Raw genomic sequence first — 21399 nt, 5'->3', positions numbered from 1 at the left:
CGCTCAATCCACCAGCACGATCCGCTTGATATCGCCGACGATGAAGATGTACGACAGCGCGCCGACCAGCGCGATCGCGCCGATGAACACCAGCGCCCCGACAAACGAGCCGGTTGCCGCGACGATGAAACCCACCACCAGCGGCGTCACGATGCCGGCCAGGTTCGCCGCGAAGTTGAAGATGCCGCCGGTCACGCCGAGCAGGCCGTCCGGCGCGATGTCGGACACCAGCGTCCAGCCGAGTGCGGCCATGCCCTGCGCGAAAAACGCCACCGACAGAATCGCGATCACCAGCAGGTTGCTCTCGACATAGTTGGCGAGAATGATGGTCGACGCGAGCAGCAGGCCGGCAATGATCGGCAGCTTGCGCGCCACGTTCGGCGACTTGCCGCGGCGCAACAGCCAGTCGGAGAAGAAGCCGCCGAACATCACGCCGATCGACGCGGCAATGAACGGCATGATCGCGAAGAAGCCGATCTTTAGCCACGCCATATGGCGTTCGGTGGCGAGATACGTCGGAAACCAGGTGAGGAAGAACACCAGCGTCGAGTTGCCGGCGAACTGGCCGAGGCAAATGCCCGTCAGTTGACGATGCTTGAGCAAGCGTCCGATGGTGCGCCATTCGAAGCCGCTCTTCGCCGATACGAGCTTGCTGGCTGCCGCCTCAGCGTCCTTCTTCCGATGCGTGAGACCGCCGCCCGCTTCGATATAGTCGAGCTCCGCCTGATTCGCCGACGGATGATCGCGCGGCTCACGATAGAACATCCACCAGATCACGCCGAACACGAGGCCCACGCCGCCCACCACGTAGAACAGCGAACGCCAGCCGAACGCGCCCATCAGCATGAACAGGAACGGGCTGAAAAAAGCGAGGCCGATATATTCGCCGACCGTGTACGTGCCGGTCGCCATCGCGCGTTCGCTCTGCGGGAACCACGTGGCCACCACGCGGCTATTGGTCGGGAAGCACGGCGCCTCCGAGACGCCGAGGCCGAGGCGGAATGCGAACAACGCGCCGATGCCATGCACCAAGCCTTGCGCTAGCGTGCACAGGGACCAGAAGGTCATCGACAGGAAATACGTGACCTTGCTGCCGAAACGGTCGAGAAACAGGCCGCCCGGAATTTGCGCGGCCACATAGCTCCAGGAAAACACGGAAAACAGCAGCCCCATCAGCGCGGCGTTGATGCCGAGCTCCTTGGTCAACTGTGGCGCCGCGATGCCGAGCACCGTACGGTCGAGATAATTGATCATCGTCCCGACCGCGAGCAGCGCCAGAATCTGAAAGCGGGCTTTCGAGCGGCGCCCGGTGCTCACCGTGACGCCTTGCGGCGTGGCGGTGTCGATGGGACTGGATTGAATCGGTTGCTGCATATGGTGTGCGTCTCCTCGATCGGGTTGTTACCGGTTGGCGCGCTGCCGGTTAGCGTTGCAACAACGACTGAAAATGGGTGTAGACCCGTTCCGCGTCCGGTTCGAGACCGGTGAAAATGCGCATGGCGTCGACCGCCTGATACACCGCCATGCCGCCGCCGCTCAGCGTGCGGCAGCCGAGCGCTTCCGCCGCTTGCAAAAGCGCGGTGCGGATCGGGAAATAGACGATGTCCGAGACCCACAGATCGCGGTGCAGCAATTCGACTGGCAACGGCAAGCCGGGCAATTTCGCCATGCCGGTCGGCGTCGCGTGAATCAGGCCATTGGCGGTCGCGAGCGATTCAGCGAGCGAACTGCCGGCGCTGACGGTGGCGGCTGGAAAGCGCTTCTGCAATTCCTCGGCGAGCGACGCGGCGCGCGTGGCGTCCACATCGAATAGCGTGAGCGATTTCGCGCCCATATTGAGCGCCGCGTGCGCGACCGCCGCGCCGGCGCCGCCCGCGCCAAGCTGCACGACGCGCTCCAGCGACACGTCCGGCAAACCGCGCTGGAATGCACGCGCGAAACCTGACCAATCCGTGTTGTGACCGATGCGTTTGCCGTCCTTGAACAGCACCGTGTTGACCGCGCCGAGTGCGCGCGCGTCGTCGGACAGTTCGTCGAGCAGAGGAATGACGGCCTGCTTGCACGGGTACGTGATGTTCAGACCGTTGTAGCCCATGCGTTCGGCGGCCATCAGCAGATCGGGCAGCGAGGCGACGTCGAGTTTCAGCGCTTCCAGATCGATACGCCGGTACACATAGTGCAGACCGAGCTTGCTGCCCTCTTCCTCGTGCATCGCGGGCGTCAGCGATCCGCTGATGCCCGCGCCGATCAGGCCGACCAGATAGGAATGAGGTGTTGCCTGTGAGTTCGTTTGTACGTTCGCTTGTGAGTTCGCTTGTGAGTTCGCTTGTGAGTTCATTTCGCCGCCCTATCCTTAAGAATGGTCGCCATCCGCTCCAAAGCCAACACATAGCCCTGCGTGCCGCAACCGATGATGATCGCGTCCGCCACGGCCGACACGTACGAGTGATGCCGGAACGCCTCGCGGCGATGCACGTTTGAAATATGCACTTCGATGACCGGCTTTTCGATTGCCGAAAGCGCGTCGGCGATGGCCACCGACGTATGCGTGTAGGCCGCCGGATTGATCACGATGCCGTCGACCTTGGTACGCGCCGCGTGCAGCCAGTCGATCAGTTGATGTTCGGCATTCGACTGGCAGAAGTCGATCGCGAGATTCAGGCGCTCTCCCGCATCGCGGCAAAGCTTCGCGACGTCGTCGAGCGTTTCCGAGCCATAGATGGTCGGCTCGCGCGTGCCGAGCAGATTGAGGTTCGGTCCGTTGAGGACCAGTACTGACGCAAAACTCATGACAACCACTCCTGCTAAGTAAGGCAAGAAGCCAGCCACGGCAAGCGCCGTGGTTTTGCAACCTGAGCGAAGTGTGCGCGCATTGAGCGCCGCCGTCATTCGGGGTTTCTACGAATTTGTACCATCTAGTTAGTTTGTATAAACTGTCGATAACTTCGGTTACAGTGGGTGATTGCGGCCTGCCTCTTGCCGATGCGTGTAACGAACTGGTCCATTTTCCGCATTGCAGCATGCCAGCCAGCGGGATCTGCGAGCGGTCGCGCGCCCCGGCCGTTGCGCGCCCTATTCAACAGCCGTTTGATTGTTTTAGCAGGAGCCGTCCATGCAACGTTCGATTGCCACCGTGTCGATCAGCGGAACCCTCGTCGAGAAGCTGACCGCGATCCAGGCGGCGGGCTTCGAAGGCGTCGAGATCTTCGAGAACGATTTGCTGTATTTCGACGGCTCGCCCGCCGACGTGCGGCGCATCGCCGAAGATCTCGGGCTGAAGATCATGCTGTTTCAGCCATTCCGCGATTTCGACGGTGTCAGCCCGGAGCGCCTCGAGCGCAATCTCGACCGCGCGAAGCGTAAGTTCGACGTCATGCATGAACTGGGCACGGACCGCATTCTGGTGTGCAGCAACGTTTCGCCCGACACCATCGGCGACGATGCGCTGATGACCGACCAACTCGGCGCGCTAGCTCGCGCGGCGGAGGCGGCCGGCGTGATTGCGGGCTATGAAGCGCTTGCGTGGGGCAAGCACGTCAAGACCTACCGGCACGCGTGGAAGCTCGTGAACGCCGTGAATCATCCCAATCTCGGGCTCGTGCTCGACAGCTTCCACACGCTGTCGCTCGACGACACGGTGGATGCGATCGCCGACATTCCAGGCGACCGCATCGCCTTCGTGCAGATCGCTGATGCGCCGAAGCTCGCCATGGACGTGCTCGAATGGAGCCGCCACTACCGCTGCTTCCCGGGCCAAGGCGATTTCGATCTGGCCAATTTCACGGCGCAGGTCGTGAAAACGGGCTACAGCGGGCCGCTTTCGCTGGAAATTTTCAACGACGGCTTTCGCGCCGCCCCCACCACCATCACAGCCGCGGACGGTCATCGCTCGCTGCTGTTCCTCGAGGAACAGACTCGCGCGCTGCTCGACAGCACGCAGCAGCCGGTTGGTGACCTCTACCGCTCGCCGGCGGCGCCCGCGCACGTCGGCTATCAGTTTCTCGAGTTTGCGGTGGACCACACCACGCGCGCGCAACTCGTCGACTGGCTCGGCAAACTGCGCTTTCGCGAGGCGGGCCGGCATCGGTCGAAAGAAGTCACGCTGTATCAGCACGGCGCGGCTTCGATCGTGCTGAACGCGGAGCCGGATTCGTTCGCCAACGCGTTTTTCCAGCAGCATGGCTTGTCGCTGTGCGCGTCGGCGTTTCGCGTGGACGACGCCAATCAGGCGTTCGAGCGCGCCGCCGGCTTCGGCTACGCGCCGTTTTCCGGGCAAATCGGCCCGAACGAGCGTGTGCTGCCCGCCGTGCAGGCGCCGGACAGCAGCCTGAACTATTTCGTCGACGAAACGCCGGATCAGCCCACCTTGTTCGAGGCCGATTTCGTCCTCACCGACATCAACGGCCCGACCGAAGTGGGGCCGCTCAGCCGCATCGACCATGTGTGCCTGTCGGTGCCGGCGAATTCGCTGGACACGTGGGTGCTGTTTCTGCGGACCGCTTTGGGGTTCCAGGCCGAGCCCGGCGTACTGGTGCCCGATCCATACGGCCTCGTGCGCAGCCGCGCGCTGCGCAGCCACGACGGCTCGGTGCGCATCGTGCTGAATGCCTCCGTGGACCATCACACGGCGGTGGCCGAGGCGCTGCATACCTATCACGGCTCAGGTCTGAACCACGTCGCCTTCAGCACCAGCGACATTTTCAGCGCGATTCCCGAGTTCGTCGCCGACGGCTTGCCGGTGCTGCGCATCCCGCGCAATTACTACGAGGATCTGGCCGCGCGCTACGCGCTGCCGGACGACACGCTCGACGCATTGCGTGCCAATAACATCCTCTACGACCGCGACGAGCGCGGCGGCGAGTTTTTCCACGCTTACACGGAGCAGCTCGACCAGCGCTTCTTCATGGAGATCGTCGAGCGGCGCGGCGGTTACGACGGCTATGGCGCGGCCAATGCTGCCGTGCGGCTCGCCGCGCAGGCTCAGCGGCGCAAATAGGCGTCCAACGCGTCACGCTGGCGAATTCGGGTCCGGCGATTCCGGCCAGGCGGGCACGGCGTGTGCGGCATCGGCGGGGGTAGCCGCGCCGCACCGATATAATGTCGCCTGATTCGCGGTCGATGCCGCGCGGCTGTGGCACGTGCGGGCGTCGCACGTATCGTCAGCCGAATGTAACGCCAGGAGAGATATGAAGAAGTTTGCCGTAGTCCTGTCAGTTCCCCTGCTCCTCAGCGCTTGCGCGTACTTCCAGAAGAATCCGGATGCCGGCGAGCCCGTCACGGACACCAACACGCAGCGCTCCGTCAACGACGTGGTCGCGTGCCTCACGCAACTGGCCACCAGCCACGACGCCGCGTTCAAATCCACGGCGATCCCGCAAGGCCAGATGCTCGACTTCGGCGACTCGAATATCGTCAAGGTGCGTAGCGACAACGGCGCGACGACTTACCGTTTCTATGCGGGCAAGCGCCACGTGAACAACCTGTGGATCGAGTCGGCGGGCAAAACCTGCGCCCCGTAAGGGTTTGCGGGCGTAAGTGTGACAATCGGTAACATGGTCAGGTGCAATCATCGTGTCACGGTGTTACAGGACAATGGTGTCTTAAGAATCGTTTAAGACTTCGTCCGCATCATCCACCCGACACTATTCCGCACAAGGTGCGACCATGAACCAGCCCGATCACAACACGAACGACGCACCGGCGCCGGCCAAGCGGCCTACCATCCTGCGCCGCCTGCTGAGCCACCACGAGCTGGCGACGTTGCTGCTGTTGCTGCACGCGCCGATCGACGCGTCCGCGAAACCCGAGATTCCGCAGCTTCACGAAGCCGGCCTGATCGAAACGATTTCCGGCGACGCCGGCGCTTCGCATATCCGTTTGACGCCTGAAGGCAACGCCGTGCTGCGCGGCCTCGGTGTGAAGTAACGCGCGCTGTTCAATTGCGTTCGAAGGCGCGCACGTACAGGTCTCGGGCCCTTTTTAACAGCCGAGCGCCGGCCGGATCCTTTGACGAACGCCACGCCGCATCACACGGCTCACGCCTGCCACACGCCGTACCCCGCTTCACGTAGTCCGATCGCCAATTCCACTTCCATGTCCTGTGCGCCGCGGTAAGGCATGGGATTGAATACCTCATACAGTTCGGGCACGAGGCGCAAGCCATAATCGCGCACATAGCGATTGGCCTGAATGCCGGCCTTATGCCGGTCGAAGCGCAGATCCGGGTCCAGTCCCGTCATTCCCACATACACGCAAGGCTTGTCGAACCGGTAGTCCGGATTCGCACGGCGAAAACGCGCCTCGTTCCAGACCTTGTCGTCCAGCGCGACGACGTAGACGTAGTAATGATGCTTGCGACGAGCCATGTGCAGCGGTTCAACTCCGCGAAGTACCGTGCAGCAGCATGCGGTATTCGGTCGGCGTCACGCCGACGGTCGCCTTGAATTGCCGTGTGAACGCGCTGTGGTCGGTGTAGCCGCACAGCGCGGCGACGTCGGTGACCTTGTCGTGCGAAACCAGCAGCGCGGTGGCGGCGTCCAGCCGGGTTTTCAGTAGCACCTGACGCGGTGTCAGATGAAACACTTTGTGAAAGTAGCGCTCCAGTTGCGCGACGGACATATCCGCCATGGCCGCAAGCTGCTTCAGATTCAACGGCTGAACGTAATTTTCCTGGATGGACTGAACGACCGCGGCGAGACGGCTGTAGGCCGGGTGACTGCTTTCGTCCGCTTTCAGATCGCGGGAAATGCCGGCGAGGCCGACCACCTTGCCGGCGGGATCGCGCAGCGGCTGCTTGCAGGTCAGACACCAGCCCGGCTGGCGGCCGGGATACAGATGCAGTTCCAACTGATCGATCATCTGATTGCCGACGTTGATGATCGCCTTGTCCTGCGCCGTGTAGATGCGCCCGAAGCGGCGCGGGAACACGTCCTCGGCGGTCCGGCCGAGCAGCGCGGACTTTTCTTTGAAGCCGCAACGCGACGCTAGCGTGCGATTGACCAGCGCGTAACGCGCCTCGGCGTCCTTGACGAAGAACACGACGTCCGGCATCGCGTCGAACACCGGCTCGAGCAGCCTGAAGTGCGACAGCATGCCGGACAGCGTTGCATCGTCCGGTTCGAGCGGATGAGCCAGCGTGTTCATCGTGCGGGTTCCGTTGGTCCGTGCGTTGATGGGGGCGGTCGGGCGAGCGTTCGGTATTTTCGGCGTTGGGTTGTTACGGTTGCTCTGTTGCCGGGTGACGGTTGCCGCCTGACGAGCGACGCTCGGGGCTTGCAGCCTCGTGCCAGCGGCCTGGTCCGTGCGGTCGATTATAGGGCCGCGCCGCCGCCGACAATATCCGCTGGCTTGTCGGCGAACGGGTCATTCAAGCTGGGGCGGCTCCGACCGCCGCCATCAACGTGCCGATTTGCGCTGGACTGAAGGGCGGGCGCGGCGCGCCGCACTGCCAGCCGAAGTACAGGTTCGCCGCCGTGCCGCAGATTCGTCCTTGGCAGGCGCCCATGCCGCAGCGGGTGTGGAGCTTGGCTTCGCGCCAGTCGGCGAAGGCACGCACCTCGCCGATGCTCACGTCCTCGCAGCGGCACAGCAGCGTGGCATCGGGCGGCGGTGTGCGCGCGGCGTCCCGCAGGGCGAAGGCGGTTTCGACGCGGCGGCCGAATCGGCGCCAGCGCGCGCGCTGCGCGTCGAGGGCGGCATGGTCCGCGGCGGCGCCACCGCTTGCCAGGAGGCCGGCAACCTCACCTTCCACGCCGGCCAGTTCAGCGCCGCCGATGCCGGTGCACTCGCCCGCCGCGAATACGCCCTCGACAGACGTCCGCTGCTCGTGGTCGACGACGATCTCGCCCGCTTCACTGATCGCGCAACCGAGCGCCTGAGCCAGCGTGCTGTTCGGCACGAGTCCGTAGCCGCAGGCGATGCGGTCGCAATCGAGCGTGACGCGTTTGCTGTCGCGGCCGCGCCGGATGGTGACACGCTCGACTCGGCCGTCGCCCTGCGCCTCTTCCACGATGCTGCCGGTCCAGTAATGCAGGCCCGCGAACCCGCGCGTCATGCCGACGGCTTGCCGCAACTTGGCCGGCGCGGCCAGTAGCGAGATGCCGAAACGCGCGACGTCAAATGCCGAAGCTTGCTCCACCACTGCCACCACCTGTGCGCCCGCCGCGCGCGCAGTGGCGAGCGCCGCGATCAGCAAAGGCCCGCTGCCGGCAATCACGATCCGCTCGCCACGCACCGGCACGCCGCCTTTGATGAGCGCCTGCAGCGCGCCCGCGCCGGTCACACCGGGCAAGGTCCAGCCGGCGAACGGCAGAAGCCGCTCACGTGCGCCGGTCGCAAGAATCAGGCGCTCATAGGTGACGCAGACGCCGCCGTGCTCCGCCGATTCGAGCAGCAAGCCGCGTAGACCCAGCGGCGCGATCACGCGAGTCGACGGCCAGTGCGTGATGGTGCTTTGCCCGCTGATCGCAGTGAGGAGGTTATGCAACGGCGCTTGCGGCGCGTGGCCCGGACCTTGACGCCAGATCTGGCCGCCCGCGCGTGGATTGTCGTCAAGGAGCGCCACAGATGCGCCCGCGCGCGCAGCGGCCGCCGCGGCGTTCAAACCAGCGGGACCGGCGCCGACTATGACAATGTCGAAGTGCTGTCTCATCGCGTGCCCGTCCCGTCCTGGGTATGAACGTTCTGGCCTTCGCGGCACAGCGTCTGACACGCCAGCGCATGCGCCCGGCCGTCGATCGTCACGCGACACTCCTGACACACGCCCATGCCGCACAGCGCGGCGCGAGGCTGGCCGCTCATCGATAGGCGCGTGCCGTGAACGCCAGCCAGGACGAGCGCCGCGGCCACGGTTGTGCCGGCTTCGACATCGATACGGTGGCCGTCGATCGTCAAGCTGACGCGTGTGGTGGCGCTCGCGCTACTCATGAATCACCTTCTCAACAAAACGAACTGGCAAATAAGGCTCGACAGGAATCGGCGCGAGGCTCCCTACAATCTGCGCGGCAAGCAGCTTCGCGGTGGCAAGCGATGTCGTCACGCCCAAACCCTCATGACCGGTGGCAAGCCACACGCCGGGAGCAAATTCGCCTGCCGGACCGATCAGCGGCAGGCCGTCCGGCGAGGCCGCGCGAAACCCGGTCCACGCGCGAATGCCGTTGAGCGTCGGCAGCACCGGCAGATAATGCGCGGCACGTTGGAGCATCTGCGCGAGCACAGGCATCTCGACGGCGGGATCCGTGGTGTCGAACTGGCGCGACGAGCCGATCAGCAACTGTCCCGTGGGCCGCGGTTGCGCGTTGAACGCCACCGAGGTGCCGACCGCGTGATGCGCGCTCTTGATGTACCCGAGCTCGAGCAGTTGATGCCGGATCAGTCCGGGATAGCGGTCCGTGATCAGCAGATGGCCTTTCTTCGGCTGCAAGGGCAGCGACGGCACCAATTGCTGCGCGCCCAAACCATTCGCCACAATGACTTGCGCCGCGCCAACACGCTCGCCGTCAGCAAGTGTCACACCGCTCGCTTCAACCGACGTCACCGTCGCGCCCAGTCGCACACGGATATTCGCGGCGCCCGGCGACCGCGTCAGCAGCCATTCAGCGACGGTCGGCGCATACACGATGCTGTCGTGCTCGATCCGCAAACCGCCCGCCATCGACGCCGCCAGCGCCGGCTCGCAAGCCCGCAACGCGGGCGCGTCGAGCAATTGCGCGGCGACGCCCTGAGCCTCGAACGCGGCATGCATTGAACGGGCGGCCTGCCACTCCTCATCGTCGGCGGCGACCCAGAGCGTGCCGCAGCGCGCGAACGCGTCGCGTAGACGCAGCTGCGGCGCGAGATCCAGCCACAAGTCTCGTGAATAGCGGCTCAGCACGAATTCCGCCGGCGAGTCGTTCATCACGACGATGTGACCCATGCCCGCCGCCGTCGCGCCGCCACCGATGCCCTGCGCGTCGAGCACCTCGACGCGCATGCCGAGCGCCGCCAGTTCCGCCGCGCACGCCGCGCCGACAATCCCCGCCCCGACGATCAGCGCGTCCGCCGTCATGCCGTGCGGATGCCCCAGGCGAAGGGATCGCGCTCGTCGAAGCACAGGCGCGCCTCTGCCGTGACGTACGCGTGACCGGTGATGGTGGGAATCACGTGAACGCCATCGCCGGCATGGCGATAGCTCGCCTCGAACATGCTGCCGATAATGCTCTCCTGCCGCCATACCGCGCCTTCAGCCAGTTTGCCGTCGGCCGCGAGGCAGGCCACCTTGGCGCTCGTGCCGGTGCCGCACGGCGAGCGGTCGTACGCACTGCCGGGACAAAGCACGAAGTTGCGGCTGTCGACGCCATCGCGCGAACCGGGTCCGAATAACTCGATGTGGTCGATCAACGCGCCATCCGCGCCGGTGATGCGCTGCGCGATCAGCGCGTCGCGAATCGCCCCGCTGAACGCCGTCAATTCGCCGATCCGCGACGCCTCCAGCGCGCGCCCATGGTCGGCGACGAGAAAGAACCAGTTGCCACCCCAGCCGATATCGCCGGTCAACACGCCGTGGCCCGGCACGTCCACCCGCACGGATTCGCGATAGCGATACGCCGGCACGTTGCGCACGGCGACACTGCCGTCGTCGTTGAGCGTCGCTTCGACAATGCCGACCGGCGTCTCGATCCGATGACGCCCCGGCCCGATCCGTCCCAGGTGCGCCAGCGAAACGACGAGGCCGATCGTGCCGTGCCCGCACATGCCGAGATAGCCGACGTTGTTGAAAAAGATCACGCCGGCCGCGCACGTCGGGTCGTCCGGCTCGCAGAGCAGCGCGCCCACCACCACGTCCGAGCCGCGCGGTTCGGTGACGACGCCCGCGCGCCAGTCGTCGAACTGGGTGCGGAACACGTCGAGCCGTTGCGCCAGTGTGCCGCCGCCGAGATCCGGGCCGCCCGACACCACGAGGCGGGTCGGTTCACCGCCGGTGTGCGAGTCGATGATGTCCAAGGTTTTCATGATGTTCATGGTAGAAACCGCGGCCGGTCGAGTCTTGGTGTGCTTGCGCGTGGATTGTGACGATTTCGGCATAGTTTCGCGATGCCGGGCGACCTCACGCCGCCGCCCAGACCGCGGCCCGTGTACCTGCGCTGGACGCACGACGGGCATGACCCCGAGCACATGCCGTCGTGCCGGTCACGCGCTCTAGACGCGCCTCGCCCGCCATCCTGAAACAGGCCATCCGCCTCGTTCCGGCGATACTACGGGCAAAGCGACTGTGCTGAAATCGTCATCCGTCGCGCGCGATTCACGCAAGACGGCGGGATTTTCCCTGCTTACACTGCGCTTGAACTCATCACACTCAGGAGAGCAGTCGTGGCGCATATCTGGGAAGGCGTATTGCCCGCAGTCACCACCAAATTCAACGCGGATTTCAGCATAGACCGTGCGTGGACCGGCAAGAATATCGAGGCGCAGATCGACGCGGGTGTGGACGGCATCATCGTGTGCGGATCGCTGGGCGAAGCGTCGACGCTCTCGCTGGATGAAAAGCTGCAAGTGCTCGACATCGCTGTCGAAGCCTCGCGCGGCCGCGTTCCGGTCCTGTTGACGATCGCCGAGAACAGCACGCTCGACGCCTGCCGTCAGGCCGAAGCGGGCAGCCGTCATGGCGCGGCCGGTTACATGGTCCTGCCGGGGCTGCGTTACCTGTCGGACCGCCGCGAGACGCTGCACCATTTCCGCAGCGTCGCCGACGCGAGCGCGCTGCCGCTGATGATCTACAACAATCCGCTCGCCTACGGCGTCGACATGACGCCCGACATGTTCGCGGAAATCGCCGACGAGAAGAAGATCGTCGCGATCAAGGAATCATGCGGCGATGTACGGCGCGTGACCGACCTGATCAACGCCGTCGGCGACCGTTTCGCGATTCTCTGCGGCGTCGACAATCTCGCGATGGAGGCGATTCTGATGGGCGCGCATGGCTGGGTGGCCGGTCTCGTGTGCGCGTTTCCGCGTGAGACGGTGGTGATCTACACGTTGCTGAAGGCGGGACGCCTCGAGGAAGCGCGGGCGATCTACCGCTGGTTTGCGCCGCTGCTCGCGCTCGACGTATCGGCGAAGCTGGTGCAGAACATCAAGCTCGCCGAAGCGATCGTCGGACTGGGCACGGAGCCGGTGCGCCCGCCCCGTCTGCCGCTGGCCGGCGACGAACGCAAGGCGGTCGAAGCATTGATTCGCAAGGCGCTCGAAACACGCCCCGCGCTGCCGCAGATTTGATCTGCCGCGGCTGGTTGACTTCAGGCCGCTTTCTTCTCGACATCGATATCCGCATCGATATCGGCGGCTGCGCCCTGACGCAAATGCAGCAGCCGGTAGCCACTTTTATACACCGGCTGCAGTCGGAATTCGTTTTGCGGCTCGATTTCGAGCAGAAGGCGCAGCCGCGAAACGTGACTGTCGATCGTGCGGGTGAATTCGCGGAACTCGCGGCCCCACACCATCGCAAAGATGTGATCGCGCGACAGCACGCGTCCGATGTTGGAGAAGAACAGCGACGCCAGACGGTACTGCGTGCCGGACAACTGGACCGGCTCGCCGCGCAGCATGACGAGTTGGCGGTGCGTGTCGAAGTGGTACGGACCGACGTCGAAGCTCGCGGAGCTGAAGCGGTCCGGATACGCCCGCCGCAGCAGCGCCGCGACCCGCTCGCGGAACTCGGCCGCGCGCAGCGGCAGCGCGACATAGTCGTCCGCGCCGGCGACGAACGCGCGCACGATGTTTTCCTCCGCCGTGTCCACCGATGCGAACATGACCGGCAGACGGTCGCCACCCACCGCGCGCGCCGCGCGCAAAACATCGGCGCCGGACAGACGCAGGCCGTGCCAGTCGAGCACCAGCAGATCCACGGTGGAACGCGCGAGCGTTCTCGACATGCTCAGGCCGTCGTCAAAGGTCGTGCAGGAATGGCCGGTGGCCGTCAGGACCTTTTCGATCGACTGACGCATGACCAGGTCGCGTTGAAGAATGGCAATACGCATGGGATGACTCGTAACTGATAGCTCGGACGCGATTCTCAGAGGCGGGCCCGATCCATCCCATAGGAGCAATCCTAATTTACATATGAATCAATCCGCTCGGACAAAGCCGCTCCGCATTCCTACATTCGCCAGGGAAAAGTCCCGAAAACACTGTCGTCGCGCTCGCTTCCGAAAAGGCACATTCCCGGGAACTTTTCTCAATCTAATTAAGCACTTCCCGAAGCATTCCGCTTTCATCCTGTAAAATCCCCGCCTGGCCTCAATCGTCATCGCGCTTGCCCTACCCGGGCCGGCGCGCCGGTGTCCCGTGCTCTACCCAGCGCTTGCCGCACTTCTCGCCCGACGACCGCCGTATTTCCACGCGCTACGTGTGGCTCCCAATTCAAGACAAGACACAAGCAATGCAAGCGACAAATCTGGGTGGAGCGCAGGCTGTCACCCCACGCCCTCTTGGGCGCAGCGATTACAAGACGCTCGGCCTCGCCGCCCTCGGCGGGGCGCTGGAGTTCTACGACTTCATCATCTTCGTATTTTTCGCGCCGGCGATCGGCCAGCTATTCTTCCCGGCGGCAATGCCGGACTGGCTGCGCCAGGTGCAAACCTTCGGCATCTTCGCCGCGGGCTATCTGGCGCGGCCGCTCGGCGGCATCATCATGGCGCATTTCGGCGACCTGTTCGGCCGCAAGCGCATGTTCACGCTGAGCGTGCTGCTCATGTCGGTGCCGACGCTGATGATGGGCCTGCTGCCCACCTACGCCAGCATCGGCGTGCTGGCGCCGGTCCTGCTGCTGCTGTTTCGCGTGATGCAAGGCGCGGCGGTCGGCGGCGAAGTGCCGGGCGCCTGGGTATTCGTCTCGGAGCACGTGCCGCAGCGGCACATCGGCTATGCGTGCGGCACGCTGACGGCCGGCCTCACGGCGGGCATCCTGCTCGGCTCGCTGATCGCCTCGGCGGTGAACCGCAACTTCGCGACGGCGGAAATCTCCGCGTACGCGTGGCGCATTCCGTTCCTGGTGGGCGGCGTGTTCGGCATGTTCTCGGTCTACCTGCGCCGCTGGCTGCATGAGACGCCGGTGTTCGCCGAACTCAAGCAGCGCAAGGCAATCGCCGCCGAAGTGCCGCTCAAGGCCGTGCTGCGCGACCACGGTCGCGCCGTGATCGTCTCGATGCTGCTCACGTGGATGCTCTCGGCCGCGATCGTCGTGGTGATTCTGATGACGCCGACGCTGCTGCAAAAGCAGTTCCATATCGCGCCGGCCACCGCGCTGCTGGCGAACTGCGTGGCGACGCTGTGCCTGACGATCGGTTGCGTGATGGCGGGCTCGATTGCCGGGCGCATCGGCGCGGGGCGCACGATTTTCATCGGCGGCCTGGCGCTGGCGGTGACGTACTACGTGATGTTTCAGCAACTCGCCGCCGACACCTCGGCGCTGGTGCCGCTGTACGCGCTGGCGGGCCTGTTCGTCGGCGTGATTGGCGCGATTCCGTTCGTGATGGTCAAGGCGTTCCCGCCAGTGGTGCGCTTCTCGGGCATCTCGTTCTCGTACAACGTGGCGTACGCCGTGTTCGGCGGCCTTACACCGATCGCCGTGTCGCTGATGATGAAGTCGAACCCGATGGCCGCGCCGATGTACGTCGGCGCGATCTGCATTCTCGGCGCACTGACCACGCTGTTCATCAAGGACGCGCCGCAGAAGCGCTGATCGGCTGCTTGTGCTTTGCAACGACGGCGCACCGCAGACGGTGCGCCGTTTTTGTTTGCATCATCGGGCTCGACGCCCTGCGCTTGCGCGTGACATCCACACTTCACGCCGCCCCGAAACATGGTGCGTTGCATCGGGCCTACGATGTATCGCATGAACTCCTCAAATTCCCCCCACTCGTCGGCACTCGGCCGTGTTCTCGCGACGGTCAGTGTCGGCTTCGTCGTCACGCAACTCGACGTGACCATCGTCAACATCGCGTTGCCGAAAATCGGCGCGGATCTGCATGCTAATGTCGCGGGCCTGCAATGGGTCGTCGACGCCTACACGCTCGCGTTCGCCGTGCTGATGCTGTCCGCCGGCGCGCTCGGCGACCGCTTCGGCGCGCGACGCCTGTACGCGGCCGGCATCGTGCTGTTCGCGCTTGCGTCGCTCGCCTGCGGCCTCGCGCTCGACGCAACCATGCTGGTCGCCGCGCGCGCAGTGCAAGGCATCGGCGCCGCCGCCATGCTGCCGAACTCGCTGGCGCTGCTCAATCAGTCGTACGGACACGATCCCAAACTGCGGGCTCGCGCAGTCGGTCTGTGGACCGCGGCGGGCGCGATTGCGATCGCGGCGGGTCCGGTGGCCGGCGGCCTGCTGATCGCGGCGTTCGGCTGGCGCAGCATCTTTCTCGTCAATCTGCCGATTTGCGCCGCCGGCTTTCTGGCCACCCTGCTTTGGGTGCCACGGCCCGAGGCCACGACGCGTCAAGGCCCGCAAGCGGCGGCGGCCGCTCGTTCCGACACGAAGCCGCGCGGCATCGATCTGAGTGGCCAGTGTCTGGCCATCGTCGCGCTGACCGCGTTCGTCGCCGCTGTGATCGAATGGCGGCCGCTAGGGCTCGGTCACCCGTTCGTGGCCGGTGGCTTCGTGCTGGCGCTCATCGCAGCGGGCGCCTTTATCGTGGTGGAATCGCGCGTCGCGGCGCCGATGCTGCCGCTCTCGCTCTTCAGCAAGCGCTCGTTCAGCGTGGCGGTGCTGTTCGGCATCTGCGTGAATCTGACCTACTACGGCATGGTGTTCGTGCTGAGCCTGTATTTGCAACGCGTGCGCGGCTATACGCCGTTGCAGGCGGGCCTTGCCTTCCTGCCGCTGACGGGCGGCTTTCTGCTGTCGAACGTGGCGAGCGGCTGGGTGGTCGGCCGCTTCGGCGTGCGCGTGCCGATGATCGCGGGCGCGATCACGGCCGGGCTCGGCTATGGCCTGCTGCATTTCGTCGACGCCGGCACGCCGCTCATCGGTCTGCTGCTGCCGTTCCTGCTGATTCCGTCCGGCATGGGCCTCGCGGTCCCGGCGATGACCACGGCCGTGCTCGCCTCGACGGATGCGGCACGTGCCGGTACGGCGTCCGCCGTGTTGAATACCGCCCGGCAGGCAGGGGGCGCGGTCGGCGTGGCGGCCTTCGGCGCGTTGGCGAGCGGCGCGGCCGCCACGCAGATCGTCTCGGGCATGCGGGCATCGACTGCCGTCTCGGTCGGCTTGCTGGCGATCGGCGGCGTGCTGAGCTGCTTCGTGCATCCGCAACCGCAGTCGTCGGACTCCGCGCGTCGCCCTGCATGTCGCGAACGGGCCGGCGAATCGCGCTGAGTGTGGCGCCTCCCGATATCGCGCGCACAAAAAATCGACCCCCGCGATGCTTGCGCATGGCGGGGGTGGTTACGGGCAGTTTGTCTGTAGCGCGCTACAACCCTGTACTGCCTGGCCTATAGCGACGCTTCCTGGATCGTGCCGGTGTCGATTGCGCGCTCGATCAGCCCTTCGTCTCGCGCTTTGGCGATGGCGTCGGCGATCAGCTTTTCCGGCTCCTCGATCTCGGCCTTGATCGTGCTGATGAATCCGGACGCATCCAGAACCACCAGTGTCTTCGCCGAATCAGCCAGGCTGATAATCACCCGATGCGGCGTGGGCCCTTCACCAAGACTCGCGCACAACTGCGTAACTTTGCCGCCAATGGTTTGCTCAAAACTTTGAATCATTATTTGCTCCCTTAGTTACAGCCAGAATCGAAAGCGACCCGCACAGACTACCTCAACTGCCGTGTCAAAGCCCGAGTCCGCCACGCGGCGCTCGCGCACCGTCGATGCTGAGACGCCCCGCGCCCGTCACGAACAGCAGCAGGAAACCGCCGGCAATGCCGATGTTCTTCCAGAAATGGATGACCATGTCGCGTTGCAAGGCGGCGTCGGTGACATTCCAGAAATCGTGGCCCAGCACCGCCGCCGCCACCGTGTACACCGCCAGGATCAGCGCGAGCGGGCGCACCTTGAAGCCGACGATCAGCAGCAGACCGCCGAGCGCCTCGACCGCCGTAGCAATCGGCGCGGCGACCTGCACGAACGGCACGCCCTTCGAATGCAGGTAGCCGACAAAGCCCGCATAGCCCAGCAGCTTCATCACACCGCCCCACAGGAACAGCACGGCAAGGGCGATACGAGCGATGAGGATAACGCCGGAATCGACGGGACGCGACATGAGGGGCTCCTGTAAATGAATAAGCAGCAGACCCCGCCGACAGCCCGCAGTTCCCGACTTTGCACCTGACAATAGGCGGTTTGGCCGCCTTTTCCTAGCTCGGACCAGAATGAGCGGCGCGGGACGCGCCGCATGTCGGGAAGGAAAAAGGTGTCCGAGCGATCCGCTCGTTAGCGTCCGCGGTGCATGCCGACGGCGGAATCGCCGCCGTGTTTATGCTTGAGGATACGTTGCGACTTCGATCAGATTGCCGTCCGGATCGCGGCAATACACTGAGGTCATCTTGCCGCGCGCGCCGTCGCGCTCCACCGGTCCGGCCTCGATTTCGACGCCTTGGGCGAGCCAATGCGCCTTGACCTCGGCCGGGCTCGTGGTCGTGACGAAACACAGATCGGCGCTGCCGGGCACCGGCTCACGGCCGGTGAACCACGCGACGGTATCGGCGGTCGCGGGACGCAGATTGATCTTCTGATTGCCGTAAAACATCGCCACCCGCGTGCCCGTGCGCGACTCGAACTCGGCGCGCCGCATGCCGAGCATACGTGCGTACCACGCCGCGCTGACTTCCACGTCGACGACGTTCAGAACGAGATGATCGAGACTGTCTATCGAGAAGCTCATGGTTTGCGTCACCGTGATGTCAGGCGATGCGCCGTGGCGGATCAGGCTGATCAGCCGACGGCGGTCAGACGAAAAGTTAGCACGTGCGCGAGATTCGCGTGCGCGGGCCGGCACGTTGCGCGCACGGCATTGCGCCGCGATGGCGCTGACGAAAGTTACGACTGAGGCGCGTCCGGCGCGAGCAGAACGCCCTTCGTGAAGACGAAGCAACCATAGCCGCGCTCTTCACCGGTCGCGATCACGCAATACGCTTTGCGCGCCCGCTCATAAAACGCAAACCGCTCGATCGACGCGAACGGCACATCGCGCCCTTCCGCTGCGTTGATCTCGACCTGTGCCTCGCGCTGCACGGCCGGAATCGTGTGCGGCTCGCCCACCACTTCCATGCGCGACGCGGGATGCTCGATGAAGGTATCCAGCGGCATCACCGACAGCACCGCGCGAATCGCGCGCGGCGCACTCACGCCGTCGAGGCGCAGCACTTTGCCGAGGACACTCTCACGCGCAACCGAGTCGCCGGGAAAATTGGCGTCGCAGATGACGAGTTCGTCACCATGGCCCATCGCGCGCAATGCATGCAGTATGTCGGCGTTCAGCAGCGGGTCCAGATTCTTCAGCACGGTGTCTCCTTGTGGTCCGATTGGCGGTTGGCCGCCGAGGTTTGGACGTTGGTTATCGGGTCGCGCGAAGCGAGCAGTTCACGCCCGCGTTCGTGTCGGGCCGAAGCAGCAGCTGCCCGGCTCGACCAAAGCGTGTCCGCGCGTCGAATCGCATTCCAGCGGACGATTGTAGCAAGCAACGTCGCGGCCATTCGTCGAGGGTGGCGCGTGGCGGCTGCACGTTGCGTTGCCGGAGCGAGTCGTCGGCCGGACGTTTCGCATCGCCGGTAGAGACTCGGCTGCGCCGCACTGCCAGCGCAGCCAGCCGACCACCGCCAGCAGCACGAGACCCGCGCCGCCCAACACCGGCTCCCGCCAGCCCAGCAGCGCGATGAACATGAAGGCACGCGCACCGGCGAGCAGCGCGAAGCCGGCGATTGCGCTGGAAAGCGAGTCGACGGCGCCCGACAGGCGCGCCAACGCGACGGCCGTTTGGGGTGCCGTGGCAGCGGCGGGCTCGTGCATGATTGTCTCCGTAAAAAAGCGGTGCTCAGGCGCCGTCCGGCACGTGGTCGAGGAAGCCGGTGACGGCCCGCAAGCGTCCATGCGGATCGACCACGCCGAAGTCGGACCCCTTCACGATCGCGTCGCCCGCGGGCGTGGTCAGTTCCCATGCGAAACGCAGCCGGTCGGCAAAGCCGTCGACCTGGCCCGTACGGCGAAACGTGTGATGCGGGAAGCGCTCGTGCACCGCGCGGATCATCGCGTCGATGCCGTCGTGGCCCGCGCCTGCCAGCAGCGGGTCGCGATAGTCGGCGTCGGCGCCCCATGTCGCGGCGATCAACTCGCGACGGCGCGCGCCGTCGGTTTCGTTCCAGGCGTCGAAATAACGGTCGATCAGATCGGTATGCGCGTTCATCTTGAGACTCCTTCGTTGGCATGACTGAGCACTACGCTCGGCAGACAGGTTGTATGCGGCGGGCTCGGAGTGAAGATTGACGGCTTGGGCGCGGTGCGTCGATTACGCGGGAGGTAAGCATTCGCGCGCGTTTCGTTGTCCGTCGAATTGGCCATCCGGCCGAGTCGTCAGCCGCGGCGGCAGCCGCTAACCTCGTGTGGCGAATGGGGCCGCGCGGCGCGGCGCGCGGCAGACGACGTACTCGACCGACACGGACACGGGGGCGCTTTTCAATATGGTTTTCACACTTGCAAAACCGTATCCACACGGATACAATTCTCAACAGATCGGTTCACCACCTGTGTACACGGTCAACCGCACCGAGGAATTCGACACCTGGCTTGCACGGCTCGCGGATTTACGAGCGAGGGCAAAGATACTCGTGCGGATCCGGCGTGCGGAACGCGGGCATTTCGGCGACGTGAAATTGCTGGAAGACGGTGTATCCGAGATGTGCATCGACTGCGGACCGGGGTATCGGGTCTACTTCGCGCGTGAAGGGCGCATGGTGTATCTGCTGCTCTGCGGTGGTGACAAGTCCACCCAGCCGGCCGATATCAAGCATGCCAAAACAATGTGGGCAGCAATCAGAGAGGAACTGTCATGAGCAAGATCAAAACCGCGCGGTTCGACGCGTCGGACTACCTCGATAGCGAGGAAGCGATTGCTGAGTATCTCAACGCAGCGCTTGAAGACGGCGACGCCGACGTCCTGCTCGCCGCTATCGCCGACATCGCCAAAGCGCGCGGTATCGCCAGAGTCGCGGCCGACGCCGGACTCGGGCGCGAAAGCCTCTACAAAACGCTCGCGCCCGGTTCGAAACCGCGCATGGACACGGTGTTCAAATTGCTGCGCGCGCTCGGCGTCAAACTCAACGCGGTGCCGGAAGGTGCGGCGGCGGCCTGAATCGCGTTTGCCGTTCTGCCGGTGCCGCAGTTCACCAGTACGTTGGATTGCTTTGCTATCAGACGCGTTTCCGGGGTTTCGTAGGCGTGGCCGGGTGTATTCCGGGGTATTCCATTACCTCCCAGGTAATGGATCGCTGGCGCGGTTTGGCTATCATCGGTGGCATGAACACACTCTCTCTTGCGCAAACCGTCCCGTCGCATGCGCCGGCGGCCAGCCGCACAGTCGGCGATCTGCTGCGTGAATGGCGTCAGCGGCGAAGAATGAGCCAGTTGCTGCTTGCGGCTGAAGCCGATATTTCGACCCGGCATTTGAGCTTCGTCGAATCGGGCCGCGCGGTGCCGAGCCGGGAAATGGTCATGCATCTTGCCGAACGGCTCGACGTGCCGCTGCGAGCACGCAACGCGCTGCTGGTGGCGGCCGGTTACGCGCCGCTGTTCCGGGAGCGTCCACTATCGGATCCGCAATTGGCCGCCGCGCGCGAGGCCGTCGACCTGGTGCTGAAGGGACACGAGCCCTACCCGGCGCTCGCCATCGACCGGCACTGGACCATCATTGCCGCGAACAACGCGCTCGCGCCTCTGCTGACCGGCGCCAGTCCGGAACTGCTGAAGCCGCCGGTCAATGCGCTGCGCCTGAGCTTGCATCCGGAGGGCATCGCGGCGTCGATCGTCAATTGGCATGCCTGGCGCGAGCACATACTGGCTCGGCTGCAGCGGCAAATCGACGTGAGCGGCGACGACACGCTGAGCGCGCTGCGCGAGGAACTGGCCACCTATCCTGCGCCGCCGGACGCGGAAGCGGCCGAGCACGACAACGCCGCCGTCAATCAGATCGCGGTGCCGCTGCGGCTGCGCACGCCGATCGGCGTGCTGTCGTTTTTCAGCACGACCACGGTGTTCGGCACACCGGTCGACGTGACACTCTCGGAGCTCGCCATTGAGGCTTTCTTTCCGGCCGATCAGCAAACCGCGGCGGCACTGCGCGAATTCGGCGAGAGCCAACGCGCCGAGGCAGCACGCCAACCGTAGCCCGACAGTAGAAGACGGGGCACACTCCTGCATCGAACCTTTGTCCTTTCACTC

Annotated in this window: 25 protein-coding genes; 9 read left to right on the top strand and 16 right to left on the bottom strand. The window is 64.9% G+C overall.

What is annotated here, in order from left to right; genetic code table 11:
- Nucleotides 1–3: 3 nt before the first annotated feature.
- The 3 genes from ACQKRQ_RS03935 to aroQ are packed head-to-tail and all read right to left on the bottom strand — an operon-like array spanning nt 4 to nt 2790.
- The gene (locus tag ACQKRQ_RS03935) at nt 4–1374 is read right to left on the bottom strand and encodes an MFS transporter (protein WP_132377674.1); all 1371 of its coding nucleotides are present in this window, start codon (nt 1372–1374) and stop codon (nt 4–6) included.
- A 49-nt stretch (nt 1375–1423) separates the two neighbouring features.
- The gene (locus tag ACQKRQ_RS03930) at nt 1424–2338 is read right to left on the bottom strand and encodes a shikimate dehydrogenase (protein ID WP_427475172.1); all 915 of its coding nucleotides are present in this window, start codon (nt 2336–2338) and stop codon (nt 1424–1426) included.
- Nucleotides 2335–2790: a type II 3-dehydroquinate dehydratase gene (gene aroQ, locus ACQKRQ_RS03925; protein WP_342960393.1), complete on the bottom strand. Its 456-nt coding sequence runs from the start codon at nt 2788–2790 to the stop codon at nt 2335–2337. Before aroQ ends, ACQKRQ_RS03930 begins: the two co-directional genes overlap by 4 nt.
- Before the next feature lie 322 nt (nt 2791–3112).
- Here aroQ and ACQKRQ_RS03920 point away from each other — a divergent pair, with 322 nt between their 5' ends.
- The 3 genes from ACQKRQ_RS03920 (at nt 3113) to ACQKRQ_RS03910 (ending at nt 5925) form a co-directional block, all read left to right on the top strand.
- Nucleotides 3113–4996 (top strand): bifunctional sugar phosphate isomerase/epimerase/4-hydroxyphenylpyruvate dioxygenase family protein, encoded by a 1884-nt coding sequence (locus ACQKRQ_RS03920; RefSeq protein ID WP_427475170.1) that lies wholly within the window; start codon nt 3113–3115, stop codon nt 4994–4996.
- Nucleotides 4997–5186: 190 nt separating this feature from the next.
- Nucleotides 5187–5519, top strand: a complete 333-nt coding sequence (locus tag ACQKRQ_RS03915) for a hypothetical protein (protein WP_132377677.1) — start codon at nt 5187–5189, stop codon at nt 5517–5519.
- Between the two features lie 145 nt (nt 5520–5664).
- Nucleotides 5665–5925, top strand: a complete 261-nt coding sequence (locus tag ACQKRQ_RS03910) for a hypothetical protein (protein ID WP_132377678.1) — start codon at nt 5665–5667, stop codon at nt 5923–5925.
- 110 nt (nt 5926–6035) lie between these two features.
- On the opposite strand, the gene ACQKRQ_RS03905 is transcribed toward ACQKRQ_RS03910, so the two are convergent.
- From ACQKRQ_RS03905 to ACQKRQ_RS03880, 6 genes are all read right to left on the bottom strand, one after another.
- The gene (locus tag ACQKRQ_RS03905; protein WP_007177862.1) at nt 6036–6365 is read right to left on the bottom strand and encodes a hypothetical protein; all 330 of its coding nucleotides are present in this window, start codon (nt 6363–6365) and stop codon (nt 6036–6038) included.
- Between the two features lie 10 nt (nt 6366–6375).
- The gene (locus ACQKRQ_RS03900; RefSeq protein WP_132377679.1) at nt 6376–7143 is read right to left on the bottom strand and encodes an AraC family transcriptional regulator; all 768 of its coding nucleotides are present in this window, start codon (nt 7141–7143) and stop codon (nt 6376–6378) included.
- Between the two features lie 223 nt (nt 7144–7366).
- On the bottom strand, nt 7367–8650 hold the full coding sequence (locus ACQKRQ_RS03895) for an FAD-dependent oxidoreductase (RefSeq protein WP_427475167.1): 1284 nt from the start codon (nt 8648–8650) through the stop codon (nt 7367–7369).
- The gene (locus tag ACQKRQ_RS03890; RefSeq protein WP_427475165.1) at nt 8647–8925 is read right to left on the bottom strand and encodes a (2Fe-2S)-binding protein; all 279 of its coding nucleotides are present in this window, start codon (nt 8923–8925) and stop codon (nt 8647–8649) included. The genes ACQKRQ_RS03895 and ACQKRQ_RS03890 overlap by 4 nt, the downstream gene beginning before the upstream one ends.
- Entirely contained in the window at nt 8918–10045 is a 1128-nt protein-coding gene (locus ACQKRQ_RS03885; protein ID WP_427475163.1) for an NAD(P)/FAD-dependent oxidoreductase, read from the bottom strand. The genes ACQKRQ_RS03890 and ACQKRQ_RS03885 overlap by 8 nt, the downstream gene beginning before the upstream one ends.
- Nucleotides 10042–10998, bottom strand: coding sequence for a 4-hydroxyproline epimerase (locus ACQKRQ_RS03880; RefSeq protein WP_427475162.1), 957 nt, complete (start codon nt 10996–10998; stop codon nt 10042–10044). Before ACQKRQ_RS03880 ends, ACQKRQ_RS03885 begins: the two co-directional genes overlap by 4 nt.
- Before the next feature lie 348 nt (nt 10999–11346).
- Between ACQKRQ_RS03880 and ACQKRQ_RS03875 the strand changes: the two genes are divergently transcribed.
- Nucleotides 11347–12252, top strand: coding sequence for a dihydrodipicolinate synthase family protein (locus tag ACQKRQ_RS03875; protein ID WP_427475160.1), 906 nt, complete (start codon nt 11347–11349; stop codon nt 12250–12252).
- Between the two features lie 20 nt (nt 12253–12272).
- On the opposite strand, the gene ACQKRQ_RS03870 is transcribed toward ACQKRQ_RS03875, so the two are convergent.
- Nucleotides 12273–13013: a response regulator transcription factor gene (locus ACQKRQ_RS03870; RefSeq protein ID WP_132377685.1), complete on the bottom strand. Its 741-nt coding sequence runs from the start codon at nt 13011–13013 to the stop codon at nt 12273–12275.
- 401 nt (nt 13014–13414) lie between these two features.
- On the opposite strand from ACQKRQ_RS03870, the gene ACQKRQ_RS03865 reads away from it, so the two are divergent.
- Together ACQKRQ_RS03865 and ACQKRQ_RS03860 are read left to right on the top strand one after the other, a co-directional pair.
- Complete coding sequence (locus ACQKRQ_RS03865) at nt 13415–14716, top strand: MFS transporter (protein WP_427475158.1); 1302 nt, start codon at nt 13415–13417, stop codon at nt 14714–14716.
- A 144-nt stretch (nt 14717–14860) separates the two neighbouring features.
- Nucleotides 14861–16345 (top strand): MFS transporter, encoded by a 1485-nt coding sequence (locus ACQKRQ_RS03860; RefSeq protein WP_427475156.1) that lies wholly within the window; start codon nt 14861–14863, stop codon nt 16343–16345.
- Nucleotides 16346–16461: 116 nt separating this feature from the next.
- Here the strand turns inward: ACQKRQ_RS03860 and ACQKRQ_RS03855 are convergent, their stop codons facing one another.
- The 6 genes from ACQKRQ_RS03855 to ACQKRQ_RS03830 all read right to left on the bottom strand — a co-directional run bounded on the left by ACQKRQ_RS03855 (nt 16462) and on the right by ACQKRQ_RS03830 (nt 19369).
- Nucleotides 16462–16734 carry a hypothetical protein gene (locus ACQKRQ_RS03855; RefSeq protein WP_132377688.1) on the bottom strand — a complete coding sequence of 91 codons (273 nt, stop codon included), beginning with the start codon at nt 16732–16734 and terminating at the stop codon, nt 16462–16464.
- 64 nt (nt 16735–16798) lie between these two features.
- The gene (locus tag ACQKRQ_RS03850) at nt 16799–17230 is read right to left on the bottom strand and encodes a DoxX family protein (protein WP_132377689.1); all 432 of its coding nucleotides are present in this window, start codon (nt 17228–17230) and stop codon (nt 16799–16801) included.
- Between the two features lie 213 nt (nt 17231–17443).
- The gene (locus ACQKRQ_RS03845; protein WP_427475153.1) at nt 17444–17851 is read right to left on the bottom strand and encodes a VOC family protein; all 408 of its coding nucleotides are present in this window, start codon (nt 17849–17851) and stop codon (nt 17444–17446) included.
- A 155-nt stretch (nt 17852–18006) separates the two neighbouring features.
- A complete protein-coding gene (locus ACQKRQ_RS03840; RefSeq protein WP_408174925.1) occupies nt 18007–18471 on the bottom strand; it encodes an RbsD/FucU family protein in 465 nt (154 codons plus the stop codon).
- A gap of 78 nt (nt 18472–18549) precedes the next feature.
- A complete protein-coding gene (locus ACQKRQ_RS03835; protein WP_427475151.1) occupies nt 18550–18975 on the bottom strand; it encodes a hypothetical protein in 426 nt (141 codons plus the stop codon).
- A 25-nt stretch (nt 18976–19000) separates the two neighbouring features.
- Nucleotides 19001–19369 (bottom strand): nuclear transport factor 2 family protein, encoded by a 369-nt coding sequence (locus ACQKRQ_RS03830; RefSeq protein WP_427475149.1) that lies wholly within the window; start codon nt 19367–19369, stop codon nt 19001–19003.
- A 274-nt stretch (nt 19370–19643) separates the two neighbouring features.
- On the opposite strand from ACQKRQ_RS03830, the gene ACQKRQ_RS03825 reads away from it, so the two are divergent.
- The 3 genes from ACQKRQ_RS03825 to ACQKRQ_RS03815 all read left to right on the top strand — a co-directional run bounded on the left by ACQKRQ_RS03825 (nt 19644) and on the right by ACQKRQ_RS03815 (nt 21345).
- The gene (locus tag ACQKRQ_RS03825) at nt 19644–20015 is read left to right on the top strand and encodes a type II toxin-antitoxin system RelE/ParE family toxin (RefSeq protein WP_408312278.1); all 372 of its coding nucleotides are present in this window, start codon (nt 19644–19646) and stop codon (nt 20013–20015) included.
- Nucleotides 20012–20314: an addiction module antidote protein gene (locus ACQKRQ_RS03820; RefSeq protein ID WP_132377695.1), complete on the top strand. Its 303-nt coding sequence runs from the start codon at nt 20012–20014 to the stop codon at nt 20312–20314. Before ACQKRQ_RS03825 ends, ACQKRQ_RS03820 begins: the two co-directional genes overlap by 4 nt.
- Nucleotides 20315–20442: 128 nt before the next feature.
- The gene (locus ACQKRQ_RS03815) at nt 20443–21345 is read left to right on the top strand and encodes a helix-turn-helix domain-containing protein (protein ID WP_408312275.1); all 903 of its coding nucleotides are present in this window, start codon (nt 20443–20445) and stop codon (nt 21343–21345) included.
- Nucleotides 21346–21399: the final 54 nt, after the last annotated feature.

It is taken from the genome of Paraburkholderia sp. NPDC080076 (genome assembly GCF_050281145.1).
Lineage (GTDB): Bacteria > Pseudomonadota > Gammaproteobacteria > Burkholderiales > Burkholderiaceae > Paraburkholderia.
This window is presented reverse-complemented; position numbering and strand designations above follow the sequence as displayed.

Bases quoted from the DNA above. Each gene is read 5' to 3' on its own strand.
- ACQKRQ_RS03935 (WP_132377674.1), bottom strand. From the start codon at position 1,374: ATGCAGCAACCGATTCAATCCAGTCCCATCGACACCGCCACGCCGCAA.
- ACQKRQ_RS03930 (WP_427475172.1), bottom strand. From the start codon at position 2,338: ATGAACTCACAAGCGAACTCACAAGCGAACTCACAAGCGAACGTACAA.
- aroQ (WP_342960393.1), bottom strand. From the start codon at position 2,790: ATGAGTTTTGCGTCAGTACTGGTCCTCAACGGACCGAACCTCAATCTG.
- ACQKRQ_RS03920 (WP_427475170.1), top strand. From the start codon at position 3,113: ATGCAACGTTCGATTGCCACCGTGTCGATCAGCGGAACCCTCGTCGAG.
- ACQKRQ_RS03915 (WP_132377677.1), top strand. From the start codon at position 5,187: ATGAAGAAGTTTGCCGTAGTCCTGTCAGTTCCCCTGCTCCTCAGCGCT.
- ACQKRQ_RS03910 (WP_132377678.1), top strand. From the start codon at position 5,665: ATGAACCAGCCCGATCACAACACGAACGACGCACCGGCGCCGGCCAAG.
- ACQKRQ_RS03905 (WP_007177862.1), bottom strand. From the start codon at position 6,365: ATGGCTCGTCGCAAGCATCATTACTACGTCTACGTCGTCGCGCTGGAC.
- ACQKRQ_RS03900 (WP_132377679.1), bottom strand. From the start codon at position 7,143: ATGAACACGCTGGCTCATCCGCTCGAACCGGACGATGCAACGCTGTCC.
- ACQKRQ_RS03895 (WP_427475167.1), bottom strand. From the start codon at position 8,650: ATGAGACAGCACTTCGACATTGTCATAGTCGGCGCCGGTCCCGCTGGT.
- ACQKRQ_RS03890 (WP_427475165.1), bottom strand. From the start codon at position 8,925: ATGAGTAGCGCGAGCGCCACCACACGCGTCAGCTTGACGATCGACGGC.
- ACQKRQ_RS03885 (WP_427475163.1), bottom strand. From the start codon at position 10,045: ATGACGGCGGACGCGCTGATCGTCGGGGCGGGGATTGTCGGCGCGGCG.
- ACQKRQ_RS03880 (WP_427475162.1), bottom strand. From the start codon at position 10,998: ATGAACATCATGAAAACCTTGGACATCATCGACTCGCACACCGGCGGT.
- ACQKRQ_RS03870 (WP_132377685.1), bottom strand. From the start codon at position 13,013: ATGCGTATTGCCATTCTTCAACGCGACCTGGTCATGCGTCAGTCGATC.
- ACQKRQ_RS03865 (WP_427475158.1), top strand. From the start codon at position 13,415: ATGCAAGCGACAAATCTGGGTGGAGCGCAGGCTGTCACCCCACGCCCT.
- ACQKRQ_RS03860 (WP_427475156.1), top strand. From the start codon at position 14,861: ATGTATCGCATGAACTCCTCAAATTCCCCCCACTCGTCGGCACTCGGC.
- ACQKRQ_RS03855 (WP_132377688.1), bottom strand. From the start codon at position 16,734: ATGATTCAAAGTTTTGAGCAAACCATTGGCGGCAAAGTTACGCAGTTG.
- ACQKRQ_RS03850 (WP_132377689.1), bottom strand. From the start codon at position 17,230: ATGTCGCGTCCCGTCGATTCCGGCGTTATCCTCATCGCTCGTATCGCC.
- ACQKRQ_RS03845 (WP_427475153.1), bottom strand. From the start codon at position 17,851: ATGAGCTTCTCGATAGACAGTCTCGATCATCTCGTTCTGAACGTCGTC.
- ACQKRQ_RS03835 (WP_427475151.1), bottom strand. From the start codon at position 18,975: ATGCACGAGCCCGCCGCTGCCACGGCACCCCAAACGGCCGTCGCGTTG.
- ACQKRQ_RS03830 (WP_427475149.1), bottom strand. From the start codon at position 19,369: ATGAACGCGCATACCGATCTGATCGACCGTTATTTCGACGCCTGGAAC.
- ACQKRQ_RS03825 (WP_408312278.1), top strand. From the start codon at position 19,644: ATGGTTTTCACACTTGCAAAACCGTATCCACACGGATACAATTCTCAA.
- ACQKRQ_RS03820 (WP_132377695.1), top strand. From the start codon at position 20,012: ATGAGCAAGATCAAAACCGCGCGGTTCGACGCGTCGGACTACCTCGAT.
- ACQKRQ_RS03815 (WP_408312275.1), top strand. From the start codon at position 20,443: ATGGATCGCTGGCGCGGTTTGGCTATCATCGGTGGCATGAACACACTC.